The sequence below is a fragment of the Mycobacterium asiaticum genome (genome assembly GCF_001673635.1).
Classification (GTDB): Bacteria; Actinomycetota; Actinomycetes; order Mycobacteriales; family Mycobacteriaceae; genus Mycobacterium; species Mycobacterium asiaticum_C.
Genome location: NZ_LZMH01000083.1, coordinates 68431 through 92189, shown reverse-complemented (window position 1 = coordinate 92189; position 23759 = coordinate 68431). Strand labels below are relative to the sequence as shown.

23 protein-coding genes are annotated in these 23759 nt (G+C 68.7%); 11 read left to right on the top strand and 12 right to left on the bottom strand.

What is annotated here, in order from left to right:
* Positions 1-3: 3 nt before the first annotated feature.
* On the bottom strand, positions 4-348 hold the full coding sequence (locus A5645_RS25285; protein WP_065038005.1) for an aminopeptidase: 345 nt from the start codon (positions 346-348) through the stop codon (positions 4-6).
* A gap of 168 nt (positions 349-516) precedes the next feature.
* On the opposite strand from A5645_RS25285, the gene A5645_RS25280 reads away from it, so the two are divergent.
* A complete protein-coding gene (locus A5645_RS25280) occupies positions 517-981 on the top strand; it encodes an SRPBCC family protein (RefSeq protein ID WP_065038004.1) in 465 nt (154 codons plus the stop codon).
* A gap of 3 nt (positions 982-984) precedes the next feature.
* Complete coding sequence (locus tag A5645_RS25275; RefSeq protein ID WP_065131457.1) at positions 985-2571, top strand: phytoene desaturase family protein; 1587 nt, start codon at positions 985-987, stop codon at positions 2569-2571.
* Positions 2572-2667: 96 nt separating this feature from the next.
* On the opposite strand, the gene A5645_RS25270 is transcribed toward A5645_RS25275, so the two are convergent.
* Both A5645_RS25270 and A5645_RS25265 read right to left on the bottom strand, forming a co-directional pair.
* The gene (locus tag A5645_RS25270; protein WP_253867141.1) at positions 2668-4206 is read right to left on the bottom strand and encodes a leucyl aminopeptidase; all 1539 of its coding nucleotides are present in this window, start codon (positions 4204-4206) and stop codon (positions 2668-2670) included.
* 20 nt (positions 4207-4226) lie between these two features.
* Positions 4227-5342, bottom strand: a complete 1116-nt coding sequence (locus A5645_RS25265; RefSeq protein WP_065037953.1) for an adenylate/guanylate cyclase domain-containing protein — start codon at positions 5340-5342, stop codon at positions 4227-4229.
* Positions 5343-5384: 42 nt separating this feature from the next.
* On the opposite strand from A5645_RS25265, the gene gcvT reads away from it, so the two are divergent.
* Positions 5385-6497, top strand: coding sequence for a glycine cleavage system aminomethyltransferase GcvT (gcvT, locus tag A5645_RS25260; RefSeq protein WP_065131455.1), 1113 nt, complete (start codon positions 5385-5387; stop codon positions 6495-6497).
* A gap of 53 nt (positions 6498-6550) precedes the next feature.
* Complete coding sequence (locus A5645_RS25255) at positions 6551-7657, top strand: branched-chain amino acid aminotransferase (RefSeq protein WP_065131454.1); 1107 nt, start codon at positions 6551-6553, stop codon at positions 7655-7657.
* A 61-nt stretch (positions 7658-7718) separates the two neighbouring features.
* On the opposite strand, the gene A5645_RS25250 is transcribed toward A5645_RS25255, so the two are convergent.
* From A5645_RS25250 to A5645_RS25235, 4 genes are read right to left on the bottom strand one after another with little or no spacing between them, the layout of a single operon-like run.
* Positions 7719-8447 (bottom strand): adenosylcobinamide-GDP ribazoletransferase, encoded by a 729-nt coding sequence (locus A5645_RS25250; protein ID WP_065037950.1) that lies wholly within the window; start codon positions 8445-8447, stop codon positions 7719-7721.
* Positions 8444-9499, bottom strand: coding sequence for a nicotinate-nucleotide--dimethylbenzimidazole phosphoribosyltransferase (cobT, locus tag A5645_RS25245; protein ID WP_065131453.1), 1056 nt, complete (start codon positions 9497-9499; stop codon positions 8444-8446). Before cobT ends, A5645_RS25250 begins: the two co-directional genes overlap by 4 nt.
* Positions 9496-10026 carry a bifunctional adenosylcobinamide kinase/adenosylcobinamide-phosphate guanylyltransferase gene (locus A5645_RS25240; protein WP_065131452.1) on the bottom strand — a complete coding sequence of 177 codons (531 nt, stop codon included), beginning with the start codon at positions 10024-10026 and terminating at the stop codon, positions 9496-9498. The genes cobT and A5645_RS25240 overlap by 4 nt, the downstream gene beginning before the upstream one ends.
* A gap of 28 nt (positions 10027-10054) precedes the next feature.
* Complete coding sequence (locus A5645_RS25235; RefSeq protein WP_231123329.1) at positions 10055-10675, bottom strand: DUF3043 domain-containing protein; 621 nt, start codon at positions 10673-10675, stop codon at positions 10055-10057.
* A gap of 225 nt (positions 10676-10900) precedes the next feature.
* Between A5645_RS25235 and A5645_RS25230 the strand changes: the two genes are divergently transcribed.
* Together A5645_RS25230 and A5645_RS25225 are read left to right on the top strand one after the other, a co-directional pair.
* Complete coding sequence (locus A5645_RS25230; RefSeq protein ID WP_172830611.1) at positions 10901-11977, top strand: glycerate kinase family protein; 1077 nt, start codon at positions 10901-10903, stop codon at positions 11975-11977.
* A 90-nt stretch (positions 11978-12067) separates the two neighbouring features.
* A complete protein-coding gene (locus A5645_RS25225; RefSeq protein WP_065131451.1) occupies positions 12068-12424 on the top strand; it encodes an iron-sulfur cluster assembly accessory protein in 357 nt (118 codons plus the stop codon).
* A gap of 23 nt (positions 12425-12447) precedes the next feature.
* Here the strand turns inward: A5645_RS25225 and A5645_RS25220 are convergent, their stop codons facing one another.
* Entirely contained in the window at positions 12448-13170 is a 723-nt protein-coding gene (locus tag A5645_RS25220; protein WP_065037945.1) for an Rv0361 family membrane protein, read from the bottom strand.
* Between the two features lie 167 nt (positions 13171-13337).
* Between A5645_RS25220 and A5645_RS25215 the strand changes: the two genes are divergently transcribed.
* Positions 13338-14312: a carbohydrate kinase family protein gene (locus tag A5645_RS25215; RefSeq protein ID WP_065037944.1), complete on the top strand. Its 975-nt coding sequence runs from the start codon at positions 13338-13340 to the stop codon at positions 14310-14312.
* 67 nt (positions 14313-14379) lie between these two features.
* Here A5645_RS25215 and asnB read toward each other — a convergent pair whose 3' ends face one another.
* Positions 14380-16365 carry an asparagine synthase (glutamine-hydrolyzing) gene (gene asnB, locus A5645_RS25210; protein ID WP_065131450.1) on the bottom strand — a complete coding sequence of 662 codons (1986 nt, stop codon included), beginning with the start codon at positions 16363-16365 and terminating at the stop codon, positions 14380-14382.
* Positions 16366-16552: 187 nt separating this feature from the next.
* Between asnB and ctaC the strand changes: the two genes are divergently transcribed.
* The 4 genes from ctaC (at position 16553) to A5645_RS25190 (ending at position 19841) form a co-directional block, all read left to right on the top strand.
* A complete protein-coding gene (gene ctaC, locus A5645_RS25205) occupies positions 16553-17653 on the top strand; it encodes an aa3-type cytochrome oxidase subunit II (RefSeq protein ID WP_081288557.1) in 1101 nt (366 codons plus the stop codon).
* Between the two features lie 7 nt (positions 17654-17660).
* Complete coding sequence (locus tag A5645_RS25200) at positions 17661-18080, top strand: cytochrome c oxidase subunit 4 (RefSeq protein ID WP_065037941.1); 420 nt, start codon at positions 17661-17663, stop codon at positions 18078-18080.
* Positions 18081-18261: 181 nt separating this feature from the next.
* Positions 18262-19206, top strand: coding sequence for an MmpS family transport accessory protein (locus tag A5645_RS25195; RefSeq protein ID WP_065131449.1), 945 nt, complete (start codon positions 18262-18264; stop codon positions 19204-19206).
* Positions 19206-19841: a DUF2561 family protein gene (locus A5645_RS25190; RefSeq protein WP_065131448.1), complete on the top strand. Its 636-nt coding sequence runs from the start codon at positions 19206-19208 to the stop codon at positions 19839-19841. Before A5645_RS25195 ends, A5645_RS25190 begins: the two co-directional genes overlap by 1 nt.
* 116 nt (positions 19842-19957) lie before the next feature.
* On the opposite strand, the gene qcrB is transcribed toward A5645_RS25190, so the two are convergent.
* From qcrB to qcrC, 3 genes are read right to left on the bottom strand one after another with little or no spacing between them, the layout of a single operon-like run.
* A complete protein-coding gene (gene qcrB, locus A5645_RS25185; RefSeq protein ID WP_081288556.1) occupies positions 19958-21679 on the bottom strand; it encodes a cytochrome bc1 complex cytochrome b subunit in 1722 nt (573 codons plus the stop codon).
* Positions 21676-22908 (bottom strand): cytochrome bc1 complex Rieske iron-sulfur subunit, encoded by a 1233-nt coding sequence (gene qcrA / locus A5645_RS25180; protein WP_065038003.1) that lies wholly within the window; start codon positions 22906-22908, stop codon positions 21676-21678. Before qcrA ends, qcrB begins: the two co-directional genes overlap by 4 nt.
* Positions 22905-23747 carry a cytochrome bc1 complex diheme cytochrome c subunit gene (gene qcrC, locus A5645_RS25175; RefSeq protein WP_436405527.1) on the bottom strand — a complete coding sequence of 281 codons (843 nt, stop codon included), beginning with the start codon at positions 23745-23747 and terminating at the stop codon, positions 22905-22907. Before qcrC ends, qcrA begins: the two co-directional genes overlap by 4 nt.
* Positions 23748-23759 lie beyond the last annotated feature (12 nt).

Here is a 23759-nt window from a genome sequence, read left to right as displayed (position 1 = left end):
TGCTTAGACGCCCGCCGGAGCGCCTCGCGAGCGGCGCACCAGCAGCGGGCCGGCGACCGCAAGCAAGCCGATCACCGTCAACGGGATCGTCCAGGCGCGCCGGCTCGACAGCGAGGACTCGCACGCGGCGACATAGTCGGTGTGCGGGACGATGTCGTTGAGGATCGGAATGTTGGCCACGCTGCCATTGTTGGCCGCCCTGGCGCCCGCATAATCACTGACGATCCCGTTGCCGCAGCTAATGGATCCGCCGTTGCTGTTCGCCACCTTCACGGGCACCAGCAGCCCGATCACGCCGGCCAGCAGAAGTACGGCGCCTACTGCAAGAATCAACCGTCGCACAGACATCATTCCGGCCTTTCAGAGAAGTGCTTCCCGACGGTTCATGGTTTAGCCGTCGGAGCACTCCGCTAAACGCCGGCAGGCCGGCCGCGGCCCCGCTCTCGGGTACTTGGCACTAAATCGGCGCGGGTGGGGTACTCGGACTCCGAAGATCTCACGCCGAAAGGATTCGCGATGACGTTGACCAAAGATTTGGCGACAGTCCGAGACGTCCAAGCGTCCCGCCAGGAGGTCTGGGACGTGATAGCCAACGGGTGGACCTACACGCAGTGGGTGGTGGGCAACAGCCGCACCCGCGCCGTCGACTCGAACTGGCCCGAGCCAGGGTCGACGATCCGGCATTCGGTCGGAGTGTGGCCGTTGGTGATCAACGACAAGACCGTCGTCGAAAGCTGCACGCCCGGTGAGGAAATCGTGTTGCACGCCCGCGTCGGACTGCTGGGTGCGGCGCGAATAACGATCCGGCTGCACGATATTCCGCAGGGGTGCCGGATCGAGATGCACGAGGTGCCGGTCAGTGGACCGGGCGGCCTGATGCCCGATCGCTTGTCGCTGCTGGCCGTCTATCCCCGCAATCGGGAGTGCCTGTGGCGGCTGGGCGCGCTGGCCGAGCGGCTCAAGCCGGACGAGGTCGACTAGCGCATGGAGGCGGCCGACGCCGTCGTGATCGGAGCCGGCCACCACGGGTTGGTAGCCGCAGCGATGCTGGCGGACGCGGGCTGGGACGTGCTGGTGCTCGAGGCCCAGGCCGAGTCGGGAGGGGCGGTGCGCAGCGCCGAACTGACCCCGGGCTACATCACCGACCTGTTCAGTTCCTACTACCCGATGACGGTGGCGTCGCCGGCGATGACGGAATTGGGGTTGGAGGACCACGGACTGCGCTGGTCACATGCCCCGGCGGTCGTCGGTCATCCGCGCCGCGCTGATGACGACGACCCGCCCGTTCTCTACCATGACCCGGCCCACACCGCCGCCGAGTTCGGGCGTCGTGAGCCTGCTGATGCCGACAACTGGCTGCGCGTCGTGGAACTGTGGGACAAGATCAAGACGCCGCTGTTGGACGCGATGTTGTCACCCTTTCCGCCGACCGGAGCCTTGCTGCAGCTGCTGCACAAGCTCGGCACTGCCGAAGCCATCCGGCTGGCCAATCTCCTTGTGCAGCCGGCCAACTCGATGGCACAGCGGATGTTCGACGGTGAGGCTCCGCGAATCATGCTGCTGGGCAACGCAATGCACGCCGATATTCCACCTGATGCGCCCGGCAGCGGCGTCATGGGTTTCCTGATGACCATGCTCGGCCAGGACGTGGGCTGGCCGGTGCCGGTCGGCGGCTCAGGCCAGCTGACGGCCGCCCTGGTCAAGCGCGCGTGCTCGGCCGGCGCCCGAATCGAATGCAACCAGGAAGTCGCCCGCATCCAGGTGCAGGGTGGCCGGGCGGTCGGGGTCACGACGGTGGCCGGGCGCACCGTTCGGGCGCGGCGGGCGGTTGTCGCCGATGTCACTGCGCCGCAACTGTTTTGCCAGATGCTGCCCGCGGACACGCTGCCGAGGAGCTTGCGCGATGACCTCGAGCACTTCGAATGGGACCCGCCGGTGGTCAAGGTCAACTATGCCCTGGACCGTCGGGTGCCCTGGCGTGCGCAGAACCTGCGCAGCGTCGGCACCGTTCACCTCGGGGCCGACGGCGACGGGCTGGTGCGGTGGATGGCCGACCTGAACACCCGAGTGGTGCCCGAGCGCCCGTTCATGCTGCTGGGCCAGACCACCACCGCGGATCCGACAAGATCACCCGAGGGCACCGAAAGTGTTTGGGCCTACACGCATCTGCCGCGCGAGATCGCCGATGACGCCGCGGCGGAGAAACTGGCGTCGGCGATGGACGATGTGATCGAGGAACACGCCCCGGGGTTTCGTGCCGCAGTGATCTACCGCAACGTGCAACGGCCCTCGGATCTGGAGGCCAGCGACGCGAATCTGCACCGCGGCGCGGTCAACGGTGGGACGTCGCAACTGCAGCAGATGCTGATCTTTCGGCCGGCGCCCGGGATGGGACGTGCCGAGACGCCGATCGAGCGGCTCTACCTGGGCAGCGCGTCGGCGTCACCGGGCGGGTCGGTCAACGGCGCCTGCGGCCGCAACGCGGCCAAAGCCGCGCTGGCCGCCGACGGGGTGACCGGTTGGCCGCGGCGCAAGCTCAGCCGTGCGGTGTTTTCGCTTCTGACCAAGTGACGCGTCGTTGGCTCGCCCCGCTGTAGCCCCGCCGAACGCCACGCTGGCGTGACGCTCGGCGAGGTGAGGCGTGACGCTCGGCGAGGTGATTCCGCGTCAGCCGTTGGCGACGATGTCTTCGAGCACCGCGATCATGGTGCGGGTGGGCACGCCGGTGGCGCCCTTGGGCGTCGCGCCCCACGGGCTGCCCGTGTTGTAGGCCGGGCCCGCGACATCGATGTGCGCCCACTCGACCGAATCAGCGACGAATTCCCGCAGGAAAACCCCGGCCACCAGCATGCCCGCGAAACGCTGGCCGCTGATGTTGGACAGGTCGGCCACCGTGGACTTCAGGTCGTCCTTGAGCTCGTCGGGCAACGGCATTGGCCAGCCGTTTTCGCCCACCCGCTGCGAGATCGCGGCGACGCGATCACGGAACTCGTCGCTGCCCATCACACCGGGGATGCGGGCGCCCAGCGCCACCGTCTGGGCGCCGGTCAGGGTGGACGTCTCGATCAGGTAGTCCGGGTTGTCCTCGCAGGCCCGCACGATGGCGTCGGCGAGGATGAGCCGGCCCTCGGCGTCGGTGTTCTGCACCTCGACGGTGATGCCGCCGTATTGGGTCAGCACGTCGCCGGGCCGCTGCGCCGTCGACGACGGCATATTCTCGGCCATCGGCACGGTCGCGACCACGTCGATCGGCAGCTCGAGCTGAGCGGCCAGGGCCACGGTGGCAATCACCGCGGCCGCGCCACCCATGTCGGAGGTCATGTGGTGCATTCCGGCGGCCGGCTTGATCGAGATGCCGCCGGTGTCGAAGGTGACACCCTTGCCCACCAGGGCGACCTTCTTCGCCTGTTTGGCGTTTCGGGCCAGCCGGGAGCCGCGATGGATCAACCGGACCAGCCGCGGCGGTCGCGACGAACCCTGGCCCACCCCGATCACACCGCCGTAGCCGGCCTTCTTGAGCGCCTTATCGTCGAGCACCTCCACCTCGAGGCCTACCGATTCGCCCAGTTTCCGTGCGCGCTTGGCGAATTCGTCGGGAAACAGGTGGCTTGGCGGGGTGTTGACGAAGTCGCGCGCGGTGGCCACGGCGGTGGCCACGGCCGCGCCGTGCGCGGCCTGTTTCTTGGCGTCCTTTGCGGTCGACAGCACGGTGACCTTGCGCAGTCCGGCGTCTTTCGGCGCGGTCTTGCCGCTGCGGAACGCGGTGAACCGGTAGCTGCCCAGCACCAGCCCTTCCACGACCGCCTCGACTATTCCCTCGCCGGTCAACTCTCCCAGCGTGGTGATCACCGCCTCGGTGCTGCCCAGCGAACGGGCCGCGACCCCGGCGGCGCGACGCACCACGTCGGCCGGCCACTCGTACCGGGATTTGCCCAGCCCGACCGTCAGCACGCTGGCCACCGGCAGTGACGACACCACCAGCCGGTGCACCTGTTCGCCGCCGCCCTTGGCATCCAGGGCGCGCAGGCCGGCCTCGATCTCGGCGACCGCATCGGCGGGCAGGAAGGCCTCGGCCGCGGCAACCGTGGCGGCGGACTCGTCGTTGTCACCAGCCGAGACGACCGGCACCAGCAGGACCGACGAAGACACACCGCGCTTGGGCAGCGCTGAAGCGACCGAGACGGCGGGGGCGTTGTAGGCACTCACGTGCAGTAACCCTAGTCGGGTCAGCCGGACGGCGTTTCGTCCGCTGCGCGGGCACGCAGTTCGAAGGCAGCCACCGGGGAGTCAAAACCCTTGAGCGTCAACGGGCCGTACGGCACCGCCGGCCAGTCCGGCAACCGCTCGCGCAGCGCCGAATCGGCCAGGATCTGCGCCGGCCCGGCGACCGCCACCAACCGGGCGGCCAGGTTGACCGGGTTGCCGAAGTAGTCCCCGTTGATGGCCAGCGCGGTGCCGTGCGCGAGGCCGGCCCGCACGTGCAGGCCCTCCTGGCGGGCCCGGGGGTGCTCGACGAGATCGACCGCGGCCTGCGCGAGCCGCTCGGCCGAGGAACTCACCCACATCACCGCGTCGCCGATGAACTTCACCACCCGGCCGCCGTTGGCGTGCACCACGTCGGACACGGTGGCGCCGAACTCGTTCAGCAGTTCCTGCAGCTCGTTGGGAGTCAGGGTCTGCGTCAACACCGTGAAGCTGGACAGGTCGGCAAAACCGATGCCGCACACCACACTTGCCGAGGTGTCGCGGATGACGCCCTCGAAGTGGGTGCGGGCGCTGGTCAGGTGGTGGCGGTGCACGATGTCGATCAGGGCGCCGATGCGCGGCACGAACTCCGCGACCGCCCGGTAGGCCTGCGCGGTGGCCAGTTCGTCGTGGGTGTAGGTCATCTGGATGTCGGGAGTGCCCGCGCGGATCATCGTCGACTCGGCCTCGGCCAGCCGGGCCATGGTGGCGCCGAGCACCCGCAACAGCCCGAAGGCGCCGTCCTCGCCCACCACGCCCTTCAAGGCGACCCAGGTCTTGAGCGCGTCGACGTCGGCCTGGCTCAGCGCCGCAACGTCGGAGCCGGCGACCGTCAGGCCCAGCAGCGCCCAGGCATGGGCGATCTCGTCGGCCGACACCCCGACCTGCTCGGCCGCCCCGGCCAGGGTGTAGATCGGCCGTCCCGACCACTGCAACACGTCGCCGGCCAGCCCGAACAGCCGGCCCCGCTGCTCGGCTTCGACCATGTCCTCGACGGTGAACCCGAGGTCGGCGAGGTATTTGATCAGGTCGGCCCGGCCGCGCGGATCGGCGATTCCCGCCGCCTCCAGCGCGTCATAGTCCAGCGAGTCGGACACCTGGTCAAGTGTGCCAGCAACGCTGGATTAGGGTGGGACGCCGTGACCGCGCCAGAGCCGTTGACCGGACCGTTGGAAGAGCGCCATCGGGAGTTGGGCGCAAGCTTCGCCGAATTCGGCGGCTGGCTGATGCCGGTGTCCTACGCCGGAACCGTCAGCGAACACAACGCCACCCGCAACGCCGTCGGGCTGTTCGACGTCAGCCACCTGGGCAAGGCGCTGGTCCGTGGCCCCGGGGCCGCGCAGTTCATCAACTCCGCGCTCACCAACGACCTGAACCGGATCGGTCCGGGCAAGGCGCAATACACGTTGTGCTGCACCGAATCCGGCGGCGTCATCGACGACCTGATCGCCTACTACGTCAGCGACGACGAAATCTTCCTGGTGCCCAACGCCGCCAACACCGCCGCCGTCGTGCAGGCCTTGCAAGAGTCCGCTCATGCCGGTTTGGGGGCCGAGCTCACCATCACCAACCTGCATCGCGACTACGCGGTCCTGGCCGTGCAGGGGCCGCGCTCAACCGCGGTCCTGACCGCGCTCGGCCTGCCCACCGGCATGGACTACATGGGTTACGCCGACGCCACCTATTCTGGTGTGCCGGTGCGGGTTTGCCGCACCGGGTACACCGGCGAGCACGGTTACGAGCTGCTGGCGCCGTGGGACTCGGCGGGGGTCGTGTTCGACGCGCTGGTGGGCGCGGTCGCCGACGCCGGCGGTCAGCCGGCCGGTCTGGGCGCGCGCGACACGCTGCGGACCGAGATGGGCTACCCGCTGCACGGACACGAGCTGTCCCTGGACATCTCGCCCCTGCAGGCCCGGTGCGGCTGGGCGATCGGCTGGAAGAAGGACGCGTTCTTCGGGCGCGACGCGCTGCTGGCCGAGAAGGAAGCCGGGCCGCGTCGGCTGCTGCGGGGGCTGCGCATGATCGGGCGCGGAGTGCTGCGCCCGGGCCTGAGCGTGCGCGACGGTGAGCGCAGCATCGGGATCACCACGTCGGGCACGTTTTCGCCGACGTTACAGCTCGGGATCGCGCTGGCGCTGATCGACACCGACGCCGGGATCCAGGATGGCCAGCAAATCACCGTCGATGTGCGGGGCCGCGTTGTCGACTGCGAAGTGGTCCGCCCGCCTTTCGTCGACGTGAAAACCCGCTGATCGACGCCCGCGCAGGCAAAAACCCATTGCCAGCCGGTTATAGAATCGGCGCCATGACCAGCGGCCCCCTCGAGTTCACGGTTTCGCCTGCGGCCGACCCCGCTACCGAGGCCGAGCGGGTAGCGATCCTTGCCGACCCCGGATTCGGGAAGTACCACACCGACCACATGGTGTCGATCGACTATGTGGAGGGTCGGGGCTGGCACAACGCGCGGGTCATCGGCTATGGGCCGATCGAGTTGGACCCGTCGGCGATCGTGTTGCACTACGCCCAGGAAGTGTTCGAGGGCCTCAAGGCCTACCGCTGGACCGACGGTTCGATCGTGTCCTTCCGCGCCGACGCCAACGCGGCCCGGTTGCGTTCGTCGGCGCGGCGGCTGGCGATCCCGGAGCTTCCCGACGAGGTGTTCATCGAATCCCTGCGGCAGTTGATCGCCGTCGACAAGGCGTGGGTGCCCAAGGCGGGCGGTGAAGAGGCGCTGTATCTGCGACCGTTCATCATCGCCACCGAGCCGGGCCTAGGTGTGCGCCCGGCCAAGGAGTACCGCTACCTGCTGATCGGCTCGCCCGCCGGCGCGTACTTCAAGGGCGGCATCAGCCCGGTGACGGTCTGGATCTCCACCGAATATGTCCGGGCCAGCCCGGGCGGCACCGGGGCGGCCAAGTTCGGTGGCAACTACGCCGCATCGCTGCTGGCCCAGGCCGAGGCCGCCGAGAACGGCTGCGACCAGGTGGTGTGGCTGGACGGGGTGGAACGTCGCTTCGTCGAGGAGATGGGCGGGATGAACCTGTTCTTCGTGCTCGGCAGCGGCGGCTCGGCCCGTTTGGTGACACCGGAGCTGTCCGGTTCGCTGTTGCCGGGGATCACCCGAGACTCGTTGCTGCAGTTGGCGATTGATGCGGGATTCAGCGTCGAGGAACGCAAGATCGACATCGAGGAGTGGGAGAAGAAGGCGGCCTCGGGGGAGATCACCGAGGTGTTCGCCTGCGGTACCGCCGCCGTGATCACCCCGGTCGCGCGGGTCAAGTACGGCCAGGACGAGTTCGCCATCGCCGACGGCAAACCCGGTGAGGTGACCATGGCGCTGCGGGACACGCTGACCGGCATCCAGCGCGGCACCTTCGCCGACACCCACGGCTGGATGTCCCGGCTCGGTTAGGTTGCGCGAGCAGACGCAAAAGCACCCGACACGCCGGGCGTGCGGGTGCTTTTGCGTCTGCTCACCCAACTAAGGCGACCGCGGTCACCGTCGTCGTCAACTCGATCACCGCGCCCAGCACGTCACCGGTGATGCCGCCGAACCGGCGCACACAATGCGCGACCAACACCGTCGCGCACACCATCGCCACCAGCACCGCGACCGGGCCCTGCCACGGCCGCGGACCGGCCAGCGCCGCGCCGGCCAGCAATACCGCCAGCCAGCCCAGCGCCACCGCAACCGGCTGGGTGCCGGCCACCTGGGCGCCCAACGCGCTGCCCTCGGCCGCGGGCACCGAACGCCGGCAGGCCAGCACCGCACCGACCCGACCGGTAGCCACGGAGACCACGATCGCCGTGCTGTTCAACGCCGAAAACGCCAGGCCCTGCAGCACGATCACCACGACCACGGCCGCCACCCCGAACGGCCCGGCCGACCCCTCGCGCATCACCGCCAGGGCACGCTGCGGCGGCCCGTAACAACCCAGACCATCGGCGGTGTCGGCGAGCCCGTCGATGTGTAGGCCGCGGGTCGCCAGCAGCAGCACCGCCACGGCCAGCACGCCCGACAGCGCGTTCCCCGGGCCGAACGCCAGCCCCGCGGCCCACGTCACGGCAGCGGCCAGCGCACCCAGGGCGGCGCCGACCACCGGGAGCGCCGTCATCGCACCGCGGCCCATCGGGCCGGACCGCGAGCTTGGCACGGGCAGCACCGTGCCGAACGCGAAAGCCGTTGCGAGCGAACGAATCACGTCGACGGTCCGGTGACTCCCGCCTCGGTGAACGTCGCCATCGAGGACAGTGCCGCCACAGCGGCGCGCAGTACCGGCAGCGCCACCGCGGCGCCGGTGCCTTCACCCAACCGCATCCGCAGCTCGAGAATCGGCTCCAGCTCCAACGCCGTCAGCGCCAGCGAATGACCCGGCTCGGTGGACCGGTGACCGGCCTGCCACCACTGCCGGGCCCCCGGCGCCAGTCGCTCGGCCACCAGCGCGGCGGCCGTCACAGCCATGCCGTCCAGCAGCAGCGGGGTACGCCGAATCGCGGCCTGCGCACAGAAGCCGGCCATCGCCGCGAAGTCCGCACCGCCGCAGGTGCGCAGCAGGGCGACCGGGTTCTCCTTGATGGGGTGTGCGCGGAACAGGGCGTCGCGCACCGCCGCCGTCTTGCGTACCCAGGCGGCGTCGTCGATCCCGGTGCCCAAGCCGACGACGGCGACGGGTTCGGTGCCGGTCAGTGCCGCCACCAGCACCGCGGCCGGGGTGGTGTTGCCGATGCCCATGTCTCCGGCGATCAGCAGGTCGGCGCCGGCGTCGACCTCCTCGTCGGCGATCTGCTGGCCGGACGCTATCGCGCGGGCGGTCTCGTCGTCGGTCAGGGCGTCTTCGACGGCGATGTCGCCGCTGCCGCGCCGTACCTTGTCGCTGAACCGCTCCGACGGCCCCAGTAACGGCTGCTCGCAGTCCACGGCCAGGTCCACGACCCGTACCGTGGCACCGGCGATGTCGGCCAGCGCGTTGATCGCCGCGCCGCCGCGCTCGATGTTGGTGACCATCTGGGCGGTCACCTCCGGCGGGTACGCCGATACCCCGGATCGGGCGACGCCGTGGTCGCCGGCAAACACCACGATGCGGGCTCGTTCGAATTGCTTTGGCGGGCAATGACCCTGGCAGGCCGCGGCCCACACCGAGAGATCCTCCAGCCGGCCCAGCGCGCCGCGCGGTTTGGTCAGGCTGTCCTGCCGCTCGCGGGCCGCGGCTTCGACGCCGGGGTCCGGCGGCGACACCGGCGCGAACCCGATCATGCCGGCGCCTTGATCGTCAGAGCCTGTCCGGCGACCACCAGCACCACCCGCTCACACAGCGCGGCCATGCGCTGGTTGAGGTTGCCCAGTTCGTCGGCGAAGCGGCGTCCGGCGGCAGTCGCGGGCACCACCGTCAGCCCGACCTCGGGGCTGACCAGCACCAGCGTCGACCCGAACGCACTGACCGCCGACGCCAAATCCGCGACGGGTTCGGTCACCGAGCCGTCCTGCCAGCCCTGGCGGTCCAGCGTGCTGGTGAGCCAGGTGCCGAGATCGTCGACGAGCACCGCAGCGTCGTGGGACCGGCGCAATTCGGCGGCGACATCATCGGTTTCGACCGTTGTCCAGTGTGCAGGGCGGCGGCTGCGGTGGCGGCTGATCCGCTGTAGCCACTCTGGGTCGGCCTCGCCCGGCGGTCCGGGGGCCAGGTAGCGGACCGGCTGATCGGATTGCAGTGCCTGTGTGATCGTGTCCTCCGCCCACCTGGACTTGCCCGACCGGATACCGCCCAGTACCAGCGTGCGCACGTGTGTTCAGACGGCTTCCGCGTGGCGGTCAGCTGACACTGGCGCCGCGCTCGACTTGCGGCCGGGGCGCGCGCATCCGGCGCATCTGTGAGGCCCGGCCGGCCGCGTAAAGACCGAGCTTCCAATGACTTTCGGTGTTCTTCGGGAATTTCTCGTCCACCCGCTTGCCCACCTTGCGGCCCAGCACGAAGCCGTCGATCGTCATCAACATCATCAGCACCAGCATCGCCGGAGACATGTAGAACTGTAGTTGCGGGACGGCGAACATGGCGGCGAGTAGGAACAGCGCCGACGGCATGAACAGGCCCAGCACATTGCGGCGGGCGTCGACGATATCGCGGACGTAGCGGCGGACCGGCCCTCTGTCGCGGGGCAGCAGATAGGCCTCGTCACCGGCCATCATGCGTTCCCGGCTCTCGGTCATCCGGGCGCGGCTGGCGGTGCGTTCGGCGCGGCGTTCCTCGCGGCTCATCTTCGTGCGCATCGCCTTGCGCCGGGCGCGTGCCTCCGCGGCCGTCATCGGCGCCGGCGCCACCGGACCCTTCCTGCCTTGCGCTTCGCTGCGCTTGGGGGTTGGCCGCCCCTTGGGACCCGTTTTGCGCGACCCGCGTGACGCGGTGTCGGTCGCGGCGGCAGCCTGTTCCACCACAACCGGCGGGTCCTGTCCTTCGGTCCCGTTCTTTCCGTCGCCCTTGTTGCGGCCCAGCAGTTTCACAGTCGCCAGGTTACTTCGCCGGCACCCGCTATTTGAATTGCGCCAGCAATCCCTGCGGCAGCAGGCCCGTTGCACCTACTCTGGCCACTAATGAACGGCTCGCAAGCCTCGGATGACGCTGCCGGTGGTTTCGGGCCCGGCAGACTTCAGCTACCCGCCATGCGGGTGCTGGTTGCTCCCGACTGCTACGGCGACAGCTTGTCCGCGGTCGAGGCCGCCGCCGCCATTGCCACCGGGTGGACCCGGTCACGTCCCGGGGATTCGTTCATCGTCGCGCCCCAGTCCGATGGCGGGCCGGGTTTCGTCGAGGTGCTGGCGAGCCGGATCGGCGGGTCGCAGACGCGGCGGGTGTGGGGCCCGCTGGATTTCGAGGTGGACGCGCACTGGGTGTTCGACGCGCGCACCGCGACCGCTTACCTGGAATGCGCGCAGGCCTGCGGCTTGGCGTTACTGGGCGGGCCGCCGACCCCTGAGACCGCGGTGGCCGCCCACAGCAGGGGTGTCGGTCAGCTGATCGGGGCGGCGCTGCAGGCCGGCGCCGCGCGGATCGTGGTCGGGCTGGGCGGCAGTGCGTGTACCGACGGCGGCAGGGGCATGGTCGACGAGCTCGGCGGCCTGGACACCGCCCGCCAGTGGTTGGCCGGGATTGACCTGATCGCCGCGTCGGACGTCGAATACCCGCTGCTGGGTCCCTGGGGGGCGGCCCGGGTGTTCGCGCCGCAGAAGGGGGCGGACGCGGCCACCGTCGCGGAGCTCGAGGCCCGCCTCGAACAGTGGGCGCTGGTGCTCGACACGGTTGCCGGACGCGACGTGAGCGCCGAGCCGGGCGCCGGGGCGGCCGGGGGGATAGGGGCGGCGCTGCTGGCCCTGGGCGGCCGGTGTGAGTCGGGGGCGGCCATCTTCGCTGAGCTCACCAATTTCGCCGACGATCTCGAGGACGCCGACATGATCGTCACCGGCGAGGGCCACTTCGATGAGCAGTCCCTGCACGGCAAGGTGGTCGGTGAGATCGCGGCCGCCGCCCGCGAGTTGGGAATCCCGGTGATTGTGTTGGCCGGGCAGGTGTCGGTGGACAAATCCACCACCCGTGTGTCAGGCATCATGTCCGCGCTGGCGATGTCCGAATACGCTGGTTCGGTGCGGTTGGCGCTGGCTGACGCGGCCAATCAGCTGATGGGATTGGCGTCCGAGACGGCGGCGCGACTCGGGAATAGCGGCCCGCCGGGGTACCGTTGACTTAGTGGGTTTTTCCCTGAGCAGGCCCCACACTGTATGGACGAAGTGCTGGGCGGGCCCACCCGGACAATGAGGCATGTAGGAGAAGCAATGACGGTGCAGAACGAGTCGACCGCCAAGACCCACGGCGTGATCCTGACCGACGCCGCGGCCACCAAGGCGAAGGCACTGCTGGATCAGGAGGGACGCGACGATCTGGCGCTGCGGATCGCGGTCCAGCCCGGCGGCTGCGCGGGGCTGCGTTACAACCTGTTTTTCGACGACCGGACGCTGGACGGCGACCTCACCGTGGAATTCGGCGGCGTCGCGCTGACTGTGGACCGGATGAGCGCGCCGTACGTCGAGGGCGCATCCATCGACTTCGTCGACACCATTGAGAAGCAGGGCTTCACCATCGACAACCCCAACGCCACCGGGTCCTGCGCCTGCGGAGACTCGTTCAACTGACCAGATAGCCGGTCAGATTCGGCTCAGTATTGGCCGGCGGTGCGCAAAACGTACGAGCACACCATGATCTGGCCGCGCTGGAAAAGCAGCTGGGCGATGCCCTGCACCTGACTTCGCGGCGGCCCGCCCGCCGCGGGCTTGGCGTTCATGCTGAACAGCACCTGCGCCTGGTACTGCGAGAGATAGACGATCTTGTCGATCGTGGTGACCTCGACCTCGCTGAACTGCTTGCGGAACGCGTCGCTGCTGAGTTTGGCCAGGGCCTGGTCGGAGCGCTTGTCCTTGACCCCGTCGTAGATGCCGCACAGGGTGTTGCGGACGACGGTGTCGATGTCGCGATGCGCCAGGGCGTTGAGGTAGTTCTGGATCGCCGTCTTGGCCGCGCTCTCGGAGAAGGTGCTGCCCGTGTTGGCCCCGTTGGTGCGCACACCGTAGACAATCGCGGTCGTCAGCGCGCTCACCAGCGCGATGGCCAGCAGGGTTGTGATCAGCAGCCGCTTGGTGCGCTTTTTGGGGTAGGGGACCGGCCCGCCCGGACCGCCCGGACCCCCCGGGCCGCCCGGACCGCCCGGGCCGGCGGGACCGCCCGGACCGCCCGGACCGGGGTAGTTGGCCGGTTCGGGCCCGCCCAGATGGTGCGGGAAGTCGACCGTCTCGGGCTGGTTCGGGCCGGTCTGCGGGTACGGCTGCCCCTGCTGAGGTCCCTCGGCGCCGACAGCGGGGTTCGGCGGGTGCGGACCGGCCATCGTTGTTCTCCTAGGCTGGGGGATGAGCGACGAGCGGTTGCCGACCGAGCATCGGGGCTGCGGCAACCAGGTGAGTTCTCTAGGCAGGCTAGCGCAACGGCTACAAGCGGCCTGGCCGACATTCATGAGAGGCTTTACGGCCGTAGCAGACGAAGGGCGGAAATTTAGTGACGATCGCGGTGACAGGTTCTATCGCAACCGACCATTTGATGCGTTTCCCGGGCAAGTTCTCTGAGCAGCTGCTGCCGGAGCACCTGCACAAGGTGTCGTTGAGCTTCCTGGTCGACGATCTTGTCGTGCATCGAGGGGGAGTGGCCGGAAACATTGCCTACGCCATCGGTGTGCTCGGCGGTGACGCCGCTCTGGTGGCCGCTGCCGGCGACGACTTCGCCGACTACGCAGCATGGCTGCAGAAGCACGGGGTGAACACCGACAACGTGCTGATCTCCAAGACCGCCCACACGGCGCGCTTCGTGTGCACCACCGACACGGAGATGGCTCAGATCGCGTCGTTCTACCCCGGCGCCATGTCGGAGGCGCGCGACATCTCGCTGGCCGACGTGGTCAAGAACATCGGCACACCCGAGCTGGTGATCATCGGTGCCAACGACCCGGCCGCGATGGTGGTGCACACCGAGGAGTGCCGCAAGCTGGGGCTCCCGTTCGCCGCCGACCCTTCCCAACAGCTGGCCCGGCTCTCCGGTGACGAGATCAAGCAGCTCATCGACGGGGCGGCCATCCTGTTCACCAACGACTACGAGTGGGATCTGCTGCTGTCCAAGACCGGCTGGTCGGAGGCCGACGTGATGAGTCAGATCGAGCTGCGGGTGACCACTCTGGGCGCCAAGGGCGTGGACATCGTCGAGCGCGACGGGGCCACGGTGCACGTCGGGGTGGTGCCGGAGAACAGTCAGACCGACCCCACCGGTGTCGGCGACGCGTTCCGGGCCGGGTTCCTGACCGGGCGCAGCGCCGGCCTGAGCCTGGAGCGTTCCGCCCAGCTGGGCTCTCTGGTGGCCGTGCTGGTGCTGGAGTCGACCGGCACTCAGCAGTGGGAGTGGGACAGTTCGGTCGCGAAGTCCCGGCTGGCCGGGGCGTATGGGGACGAGGCGGCCGCCGAGATCGCCGCGGTGCTCGCGTAACCCCCGCGAGCAGACGTGAAAGCCCCCGACACGCGGAGCGTGCGGGGGCTTTCACGTCTTTTCGGCACTACAACTCGACCGGGTACACCGGCTCGCTGATCTGCGGCACCACGCTGTGCTCGATGAAGATCGCGTGCCAGAGCATGAAAATCAACACCGTCCACAGCCGACGACTGTGATCGCTGGTGCCGACCCGGTGCTCGTCGAGCATGCGGCGTACGGCGGCCAGGTCGACCAGGTGACCGGCCGCCGAGGACCCGACCATCTCATAGGCCCATTCCTGTAGCTCACCGGCGCGCAACCAATGCCGGATCGGCACCGGGAAGCCCAGCTTGGGGCGGTTGAGCACGTGGGCCGGCACGATCGGCTCGAGCGCCCGCCGCAGCGCGTACTTGGTGGTGGTCCGGGTGATCTTGGCCTGGTACGGCAGCCGCGACGCCACCGCGAACACCTCCGGGTCCAGGAACGGCACCCGCAGTTCCAGCGAGTTGGCCATCGTCATCTTGTCGGCCTTGACCAGGATGTCGCCGCGCAGCCAGGTGAACAGGTCGATGTGCTGCATGCGGGCCACCGGATCCCAGCCGGCCGACTCGGCGTACACCTGCGCCGTCACATCGGTGTGCGTCCAGTCCTCCCGGAACGCGGGCAGCACGTCGCGCAGCTGGGCGTCGGAGAAGCTGCGAGCGTTGCCGTAGTAGCGCTCTTCGAGCGTCAGCGATCCCCGGTGCAGCAGGCTTTTGCCGCGCATGCCTTCCGGCAGCGGCCTGGACACCCTGCCCATCGACCGTCGCAGCGGCCGGGGCAGGTAGTCGAAGGGCTTCAGCGACAGCGGTTCCCGGTAGATGGTGTAACCGCCGAACAACTCGTCGGCACCCTCACCCGACAACACCACCTTGACGTGCTTGCGGGCTTCCCGCGCCACGAAGAACAGCGGCACCAGGGCCGGGTCGGCGACCGGCTCGTCGAGATACCAGACGATCTCGGGCAACGCGGTCACGAACTCGTCGGCGCTGACCACCTTGGCGATATGGCGGGCGCCGATCGCCTCGGCCGAGGCCACCGCCACATCCAGCTCGGAGAAACCTTCGCGCTCGAAGCCGGTGGTGAAGGTGATCAGCTTCGGGTTGTGCCGAATGGCCAGCGCGGCGATGGCCGTGGAGTCGATGCCGCCGGACAGGAACGAGCCGACGGTGACGTCGGCGCGCATGTGCTTGGCGACCGAGTCCTCCAGCACCGCGGTGATCTCGTCGTAGCGGGCCTGCTCGGTGTCGGGAGTGAACGGCACCGCCGTGAAGCGGGGCACGAAGTAGCGGGTCACCACCGGGTCGGCGCCCGCCCGGATGCGGGCGTAGCAGCCGGATTCGAGGCGACGCACGCCGCGGTGCAGTGTCTCGGGCTCCGGGACGTACTGCAGGACGGTGTAATGCTGCACCGCGCGCTCGTCGATCCCCGAGCCGCTGGCGTCGAATCCGACCAGATCCGCCAGGTCCAGCAGGCACTTCTTCTCGCTGGCCACCGCGGTGCCGCCGGTGCCGGTGGCCATGAACAGCGGCTTGATGCCGAACGGGTCGCGGGCGCAGAACAGTTCGCGCGTGACGGTGTCCCACAGCGCGAACGCGAACATGCCGCGCAGCCGCTTGAGCACGTCGGCGCCCCAGTAGTGGTAGCCGGCGACGATGGCCTCGCCGTCGCCGTCGGTGGCGAACGTAGCGCCGTGCTCGTCGCGCAGTTCGTCCCTTAGTTCCAGGTAGTTGTAGATCTCGCCGTTGAAGACCAGCACGTACCGGTCGGGCGCCTCCGGCGGTCCCCAGCGCAGCGGCTGGTGCGAGTGCGCGATGTCGATGATGCAGAGCCGATTGAACCCGAACACCACCGAGCCGTCGGCGTCCGGATCGGCCCAGGTGCCCGGTTCGTCGGGTCCCCGATGGCGCATCAGGTGCGACGCGCGGGCGATCGCGCCGTCGGCGTGCGCGGCGTGGGCCGCCGCCGCCTCGGCCCCGGCCGGGCCCTCAGGGGCGGCCGAAGCGCTCAAATAGGCCAGCAGTCCACACACGGCGCCCCAGTATGCCGCACTCGGGCGGGGCGTGCTCTTGACGCTCCCGGCGGGTCTGGTGACCAGGCAGTCGCCCGGGTATGCGGCGTGGTCTACGCTGCGTAGTATTCGAATCCGAGTTAAACCGAGTTAGACCCGAGTTGGCCCGAGGCCAGTCGGCACAGCTTGCGGTACAGGAGGCGCCAACGTGACACCTCGCGGGCAGGATCGTTCGCAAAGCTTGTCGCAGAGCAGGTCTGGGCAGCACTCGACGGGGGTGCGGGGCCGGTCCCGCCGTCTTCGCCAGGTGGCGCTGGCGGCGACGCTGGGCGTGTTGGCGGTCACCCTCAGCGGATGCGGCTGGCAGGACGTGCTGGGCTTCGGCTGGCCGGAGGGAATCACGCCGCAGGCCCACGCCAACCGGCAACTGTGGATCGGCTCGGTGATCGCGGCCCTGGCCGTCGGCGCGATTGTCTACGGCCTGATCTTCTGGACGTCGGCGTTCCACCGGAAAAAGAAGAGCGACGTCGATTTTCCCCGGCAGTTCGGCTACAACATGCCGCTCGAACTGGTGCTGACCGTTGTTCCCTTCCTGATCATCTCGGTGCTGTTCTACTTCACGGTGGTCGTGCAGGAGAAGCTGCAGCACCTGGAGAAGGACCCGGAGGTGGTGGTCGACATCACCGCTTTCCAGTGGAACTGGAAGTTCGGCTACCAGCGGGTGGCGTTCAAAGACCGCACGTTCAACTTCGAGGGCGCCGACCAAGCTCGTAAGCAGGCAATGGTGTCCAAGCCGGAGGGCAAGGACGAGCACGGTGAAGAGCGCGTCGGCCCCGTACATGGCATCAACATCGAAGACCGCAGCTACCTCAACTACGACAAGGTCGAGATCCTGGGCACTCCCACCGAGATTCCGGTGCTGGTGCTGCCCAAGGGCAAGCGGATCGAATTCCAGATCGCCTCGGCCGACGTGGTCCACACCTGGTGGGTGCCGGAGTTCCTGTTCAAACGCGACGTGATGCCGCACCCGAAGGAGAACAACTCGATCAACGTCTTCCAGGTGTCCGAAATCACCCGGACCGGAGCGTTCGTCGGGCACTGCGCGGAATTCTGCGGCACCTACCACTCGATGATGAACTTCGAGGTGCGGGTGGTTGAGCCCAACGACTTCGTGGCGTTCCTGCAGCAGCGGATCGCCGGCAAGACGAACGCCGAGGCGCTGCAGGCGATCAACCAGGCGCCGCTGGCGACCACCACCGAACCCTTCGACACCCGCCGCGGCGAATTGGCCCCGAGCCCAAGAGGTTAGGACACCCATGCATATCGAAGCCAGGCTGTTCGAGTTCATCGCCGCGTTCTTCGCGCTGTGTGCCGTGCTGTATGGCGTGCTGACGGCGCTGTTCGCCACCGGCGGCACCGAGTGGGCCGGTGAAACCGGTCTGGTTCTGACCACCGGCCTGGCGCTGATCGTCGCGACCTTCTTCCGGTTCGTGGCCCGCCGCCTCGACACCCGGCCCGAGGACTACGAAGGCGCCGAGATCAGCGACGGCGCAGGGGAACTGGGTTTCTTCAGCCCGCACAGCTGGTGGCCGATCATGGTGGCGCTGTCCGGTTCAGTGGCGGCGGTCGGGATCGCGCTTTGGCTGCCGTGGCTGATCGTCGCGGGCGTCGTGTTCATCCTGGCGTCGGCGGCCGGACTGGTTTTCGAGTACTACGTCGGGCCCGAGAAACACTGATCGGAGTTCAAAGGTCACAATCTGGGCATCAGTTTTTCGGTGGCCAGTTTGCCGAAGGGCCGCTGTCCGGGTGGGTTCGGTAGGGTTTCCGGGGCACCATGAGAATTCACCGAGTGCGCGCGCACGGATGCAGCCGCGGGTCGCCGCGCGCTTGTGAGGCAGTTGGACAGGGTAGGCAGACATGAGCGGGCCGAATCCGCCGGGACGAGAACCTGACCGGCCCGACCCTGCCGATGAGCCGGCCGACCTGGAGCTGCTGGCCGACGGCGAGGATCTCGACGACGCGGGCGATTTGCAGCCGCTGGACGATCCCGATCACGGCTCGGAGACCGACGCGTATTCGCGGGCCTATTCGGCGCCGGAGTCGGAGTTCTTCACCAGCAGTCCGTACATGCCGGCCGATCTGGCGCTCTACGACTACGACAGCTATGACGATTTCGACCGCGACGAGGACCGGTCGCCGCGCTGGCCCTGGGTGGTCGGGGTCGCGGCGATCGTGGCGGCGATCGCGTTGGTGGTGTCGGTGTCGCTGCTGGTGACACGCACCGGTACCAGTCAGCTCGCCAACCCCGCGACGACGACGTCCTCGGTGCCGCCGGTCCAGGACCAGATCACCACCACCAAGCCGCCGCCCCCGACGTCGGAGGTGCCACCGCCGACGTCCGAGCCGCCACGCCCCTCTGAAGCACCGTCCGAACCTCCCCCCACCGCAACGGAGACCCAGACAGTTACCGTGACGCCTCCACCGCCGCCCCCGCCGGCACCGCCGTCGACCACCGTGGCCCCGCCGGCGAGCAGCCCGGCCGTAGCCGCACCGCCGGCGCCACCGCCGCCGCCCACCACGACACTGGCCGGCCCCCGGCAGGTCACCTACTCGGTGACCGGCACCAAGGCGCCGGGCGACATCATCTCAGTGACCTACGTGGATGCCTCGGGCCGCCGCCGCACCCAGCACAACGTCTACATCCCGTGGACGATGACCGTCACGCCGATCTCCACGTCCGACGTGGGCTCGGTGGAGGCGTCGAGCCTGTTCCGGGTGAGCAGGCTCAACTGCTCGATCATCACCAGCGACGGGACGGTGCTGTCGTCCAACAGCACCGACTCCCCGCAGACGAGCTGCTGATGGTCGGCCGGTACTCGTCCTATCGCCGCGGACCCGATCCCGTCGTCAACCCGGACCTCATCGACCGCATCATGATCGGGGCCTGCGCCGCGGTCTGGTTGATCCTGGTCGGCGTGAGCGTGGCGGCCGCCGTCACCCTGGCGGACCTCGGCCGCGGCTTCCATAAGGCGGCACGGACCCCGCACACCACCTGGGTGCTGTACGCCGTCATCATCGTCTCCGCCCTGATCATCGCGGGCGCCATCCCGGTCCTGCTGCGCGCCCGGCGCGCGACGCAGTCCGAGCCGGTGGTGCGCTCCCGTGCGCTGCAGGGCGGCGCGGTTCGGCCGTCCACGCGACCGGCCGCGCGTGCTGGGGCGCGGGGCCTCGCCGAGCCGGCGCGCCGGGAGCCGGTCAAAGCCTATGGGGCACTGAATGAGTGGTCCGGCGAAGCGGTGGATCGTATCTGGTTACGCGGCACACTCGCCCTGACGACTGCGATCGGGGCTTCGCTGACCGCCGTCGCGGTCGGCACCTATCTGCTGGCCGCCGGGCACGAGGCCGGGGCGTGGGTCAGCTACGGCTTCGCCGGGGCTATTGCATTGGGACTGCCCGCGATCGAGTTTCTCTACGTCCGGCAGCTGCGCCGCGACTAGACGCGACTAGACACACCTAGACGCACATAGACGCACCAACCAAAGCCGGGCCCAGACAAGAACGGAGCGGACGGGCAGCCGCTGGGCCACCCGTCCGCTCCGTCTCTTAGTGCCGGTTACCGCTTGCTGGCGCCCGGGGGAGCGTCGTGCTCGCCGGTCGGCGCGCCGTGCCCGTTGGAGCCGTGCCCGTTGGAGCCGTGCCCGTTTGAGCCCGCGATGGTCTCCTGGTGCTCCCGCAGCACCGTGAGCGCCCGATGCTCGGCCCGGTGGCTCGCCTCCCGCAGGGCGGCGTCCTCCGAGGCTGGGTCGGCGAACATGAGACTGCCGCTACCCGGCGTGCCGGCCGAGCCCAGCTTGTTCATCCGCTTGGGCAGCGGCGCACCCTGGTACTCCAGCGGGATCGGGTGGCCGTGGTCGTCCACCGGTCCCAGCGGCTGGTGCAGCTCGATGTAGGCGCCGTGCGGCAACCGCTTGATGATGCCGGTCTCCACACCGTGCTCGAGCACTCCGCGGTCGCTGCGCTGCAGCCCGACCGCCCAGCGGTAGGCGATGAAGTACACCAGCGGCGGCAGCACCACCATGCCGATACGCCCGATCCACGTCGTCGCGTTGAGCGAGATGTGGAACTTCAGCGCGATGATGTCGTTCATCGCCGCCAGCGTCAGCACCATGTAGAACGCGATCGCCATCGAGCCGACCGCGGTGCGCACCGGGGCGTCCCGCGGGCGCACCAGCAGGTTGTGGTGCGCGTAGTCACCGGTGAACCGCTTCTCCAGGAAGGGGTAGACGATCAGCAGCACGAAGACCAGGCCCATGATGAGCGCGACCCAGACCGAGGCCGGGATGGTGTGGTGCCAGAAGTAGAACTCCCATGGCGGCCAGATGCGGGCGAGGCCCTCCGTCCACATCATGTAGAAGTCCGGCTGCGAACCGGCCGAAACCTGAGATGGCTTGTAGGGCCCCAGGTTCCAGATCGGGTTGATCGTCAACAGACCGCCCATCAGGCCCAGCACGCCGACGATGGCCGCGAAGAAGGCCCCCGACTTGACCGCGAATACCGGCATCACTCGCACGCCGACCACGTTGTGCTCGGTGCGGCCCGGGCCGGGGAACTGGGTGTGCTTCTGGAACCACACCAGCGCCATGTGCACACCGATCAGCGCCAGGATGATGCCGGGCAGCAGCAGGATGTGCAGCGCGTAGAGCCGCGGGATCAGGATGGTGCCGGGGAAGTCGCCGCCGAACAGCGCCCAGTGCAGCCAGGTGCCGATCACCGGCATGCCCAACGTGATCGAGGACAGCGCGGCGCGCAGCCCGATGCCGGACAGCAGGTCATCGGGCAGCGAGTAACCGAAGTAACCCTCGAACATAGCCAGGATCAGCAGCAGCGAACCGATCACCCAGTTCGCCTCGCGCGGCCGCCGGAAAGCCCCGGTGAAGAAGATGCGCGCCAGGTGCACCATGATCGCCGCGGCGAAAATCAGAGCGGCCCAGTGGTGGATCTGCCGGACGAACAACCCGCCCCGGACTTCGAAGGAGATGTTCAGCGCCGACTCGTAAGCCCGGGACATCTCCACGCCGCGCAGCGGTTGGTAGACGCCGTTGTAGGTGACCTCGGCCATCGACGGGTCGAAGAACAGCGTCAGGTACACGCCGGTGATCAGCAACACGATGAAGCTGTACAGCGCGATCTCGCCGAGCAGGAACGACCAGTGGGTGGGGAACACCTTGTTGAGCTGGCGGCGCACCGCTGCCGACGGGTGGTAGCGGCTGTCTACAGCCTCGCCCTGGCCGGCGAGGACGTCACCGATTTTCGGGGGTTTCAATTTAGGACTCATGATGTCGTGCGCTCCCAGAATGCCGGTCCGACGGGCTCGATGAAGTCACCGTTGGCGACGAGATACCCCTCGGAGTCGATTGTGATCGGCAGTTGCGCCAACGCACGCGCCGCCGGACCGAAGATCGGCTTGGCGAAATGCAGGGCGTCGAACTGCGACTGGTGACACGGGCACAGAATCCGGTAGGACTGCTGCTCGTAGAGCGAGGCCGGGCAGCCCAGGTGCGAGCAGACCTTCGTGTAGGCGAAGAACTCGCCGAAGTTGAAGCTTTCTTGACCCTTGCGCTTGACGACCCGGTCCACGTCGCTGGGCTTGATGCGGATCAGCATGACAGGGTTGCGGATGCCCATCGAGATCGCCGAAAGCCGTTCGTGGGACTCCATGGTGGTGCCGTCGCCGTCGGACTCCCGCCACGGGAACACCGTCTCCATACCGCCGGCGTCGATGTCCTCGGGCCGGATCTTGGTGAACGGCGGCCCGTCGTGGGCGCCGGTGGCACGCGCCAGGTAGATCGTCTCGCCCTTGACCCGCGGGGTCCACCCCGACGTCCACAGCACCGCCTTCTTGCCCTCGGCGGTGTTCACGACGGGCTTCCACGGGTTCTTGATCAAACCGCCGGCGAACGCGACCAGCGTGCCCAAACCGAAAGCGCCCAAACCGATTCCGAAGGACAGGCCGATCAGCTTGCGACGGCCCACGGTCGAGCCCTCGTAGGCGTCGGCCAGGTTCGCTACCACCGTCTTGCGGTCGATCTCCCGCGAGGCGCCGTCGTGGCGGTCCTGGATCGTGATCTCTTCGGGGATGAAGCGCTTCTGGAACAGCACCGCGCCGATGGCGATGCACAGGATGGAGGCCCCGAACGTCAGGCCGTACAGCGGCGTGGCCAGCGAGTACCACAGGCTGCCGCTGGCCTCCCTGGCCTTGTACTCCCAGGGCCAGAACAGGAAGACCAGCAGCAGCGCGAGCCCGAACAGGCCGCCCAGCAGCAGCCAACGCGCCACCGAACGTTCGGCGCGCTTCTCCGCCTTGGTGCCTTCGACGGGCCAGCGCGATTCCTTGTAGGCGATCTGGACGCCGTCGATCTTGCTGCCCAGGTCCAGCAGTTCCTGCCGGGACATCCGGGACAGCGCCGCGTCGTCCGGCTCCGTGGCGCCCATGTGGGTGCTGGTGTCGGTGTCGGAGCTGCCCTGGTTGCCGGCGCCGCCCGTCACGTCAGATCCGCCACTCATGTCCGTGCCCCAATCCACAGTGCCAGCCCGATGGCCGCGACCATGCCGATGATCCAAGCCGCCATGCCCTCGGGCGCGGGTCCGAATCCACCCAGCCCGTAACCGCCGGGCGAACGCTCCTCAGCGGCGGTCCGCACGTAGGCGATGATGTCCTTCTTCGACTCGAACGACAGCTGCCGGTCGGAGAACTTCGGCATGTTCTGCGGGCCGGTCAGCATCGCGGTGAGGATCTGCTGTTCGTTGGCGGGGCCGAGGTCCGGGGCGTACTTGCCGGACGACAGCGCGCCGCCCTTGCCGGTGAAGTTGTGGCAGGACGCGCAGTTGAGCCGGAACAGGTCGCCACCGCGGCCCAGGTCGGTGCCCCGCAGCGAGCGGGTCGCGATGCTGCCGTCGGGCTCGCGCACCACGGTCGGGCCGCCGCCATTGGCCTGCACGTAGGCGCCGATCGCGTCGATCTGCGCCTCGTCGAAGATCGGGTCCTTGCGGGGGGCCTGGGCCTCCCCGCGCATCGCCGGCATCCGGCCGGTCGAGACCTGGAAGTACACCGCCGCCTCTCCGACGCCGATCAGGCTGGGCCCGTGGTCGGGCACACCCTGCAGGTTGGCGCCGTGGCAGGACACGCACGAGGTGTCGAAGAGCTGCTTGCCGTTGCGCAGCAGCGCCGAGCCGGACTCGTCGGCGACGGCTACCTGCGGGGTCGGCGTGAGTACGGCCGCCAACCCGCCCGCGATGGTCAGGGCGATCAGCAGCAAAAGTCCGCCGGACAACCGGCGGTGCAGCCGCCGCCGAGACCGGGCACCGCGGCCCGCGTCTGATCGGGTGGACCCCATTTTCTTCAACCGAGCACTCCT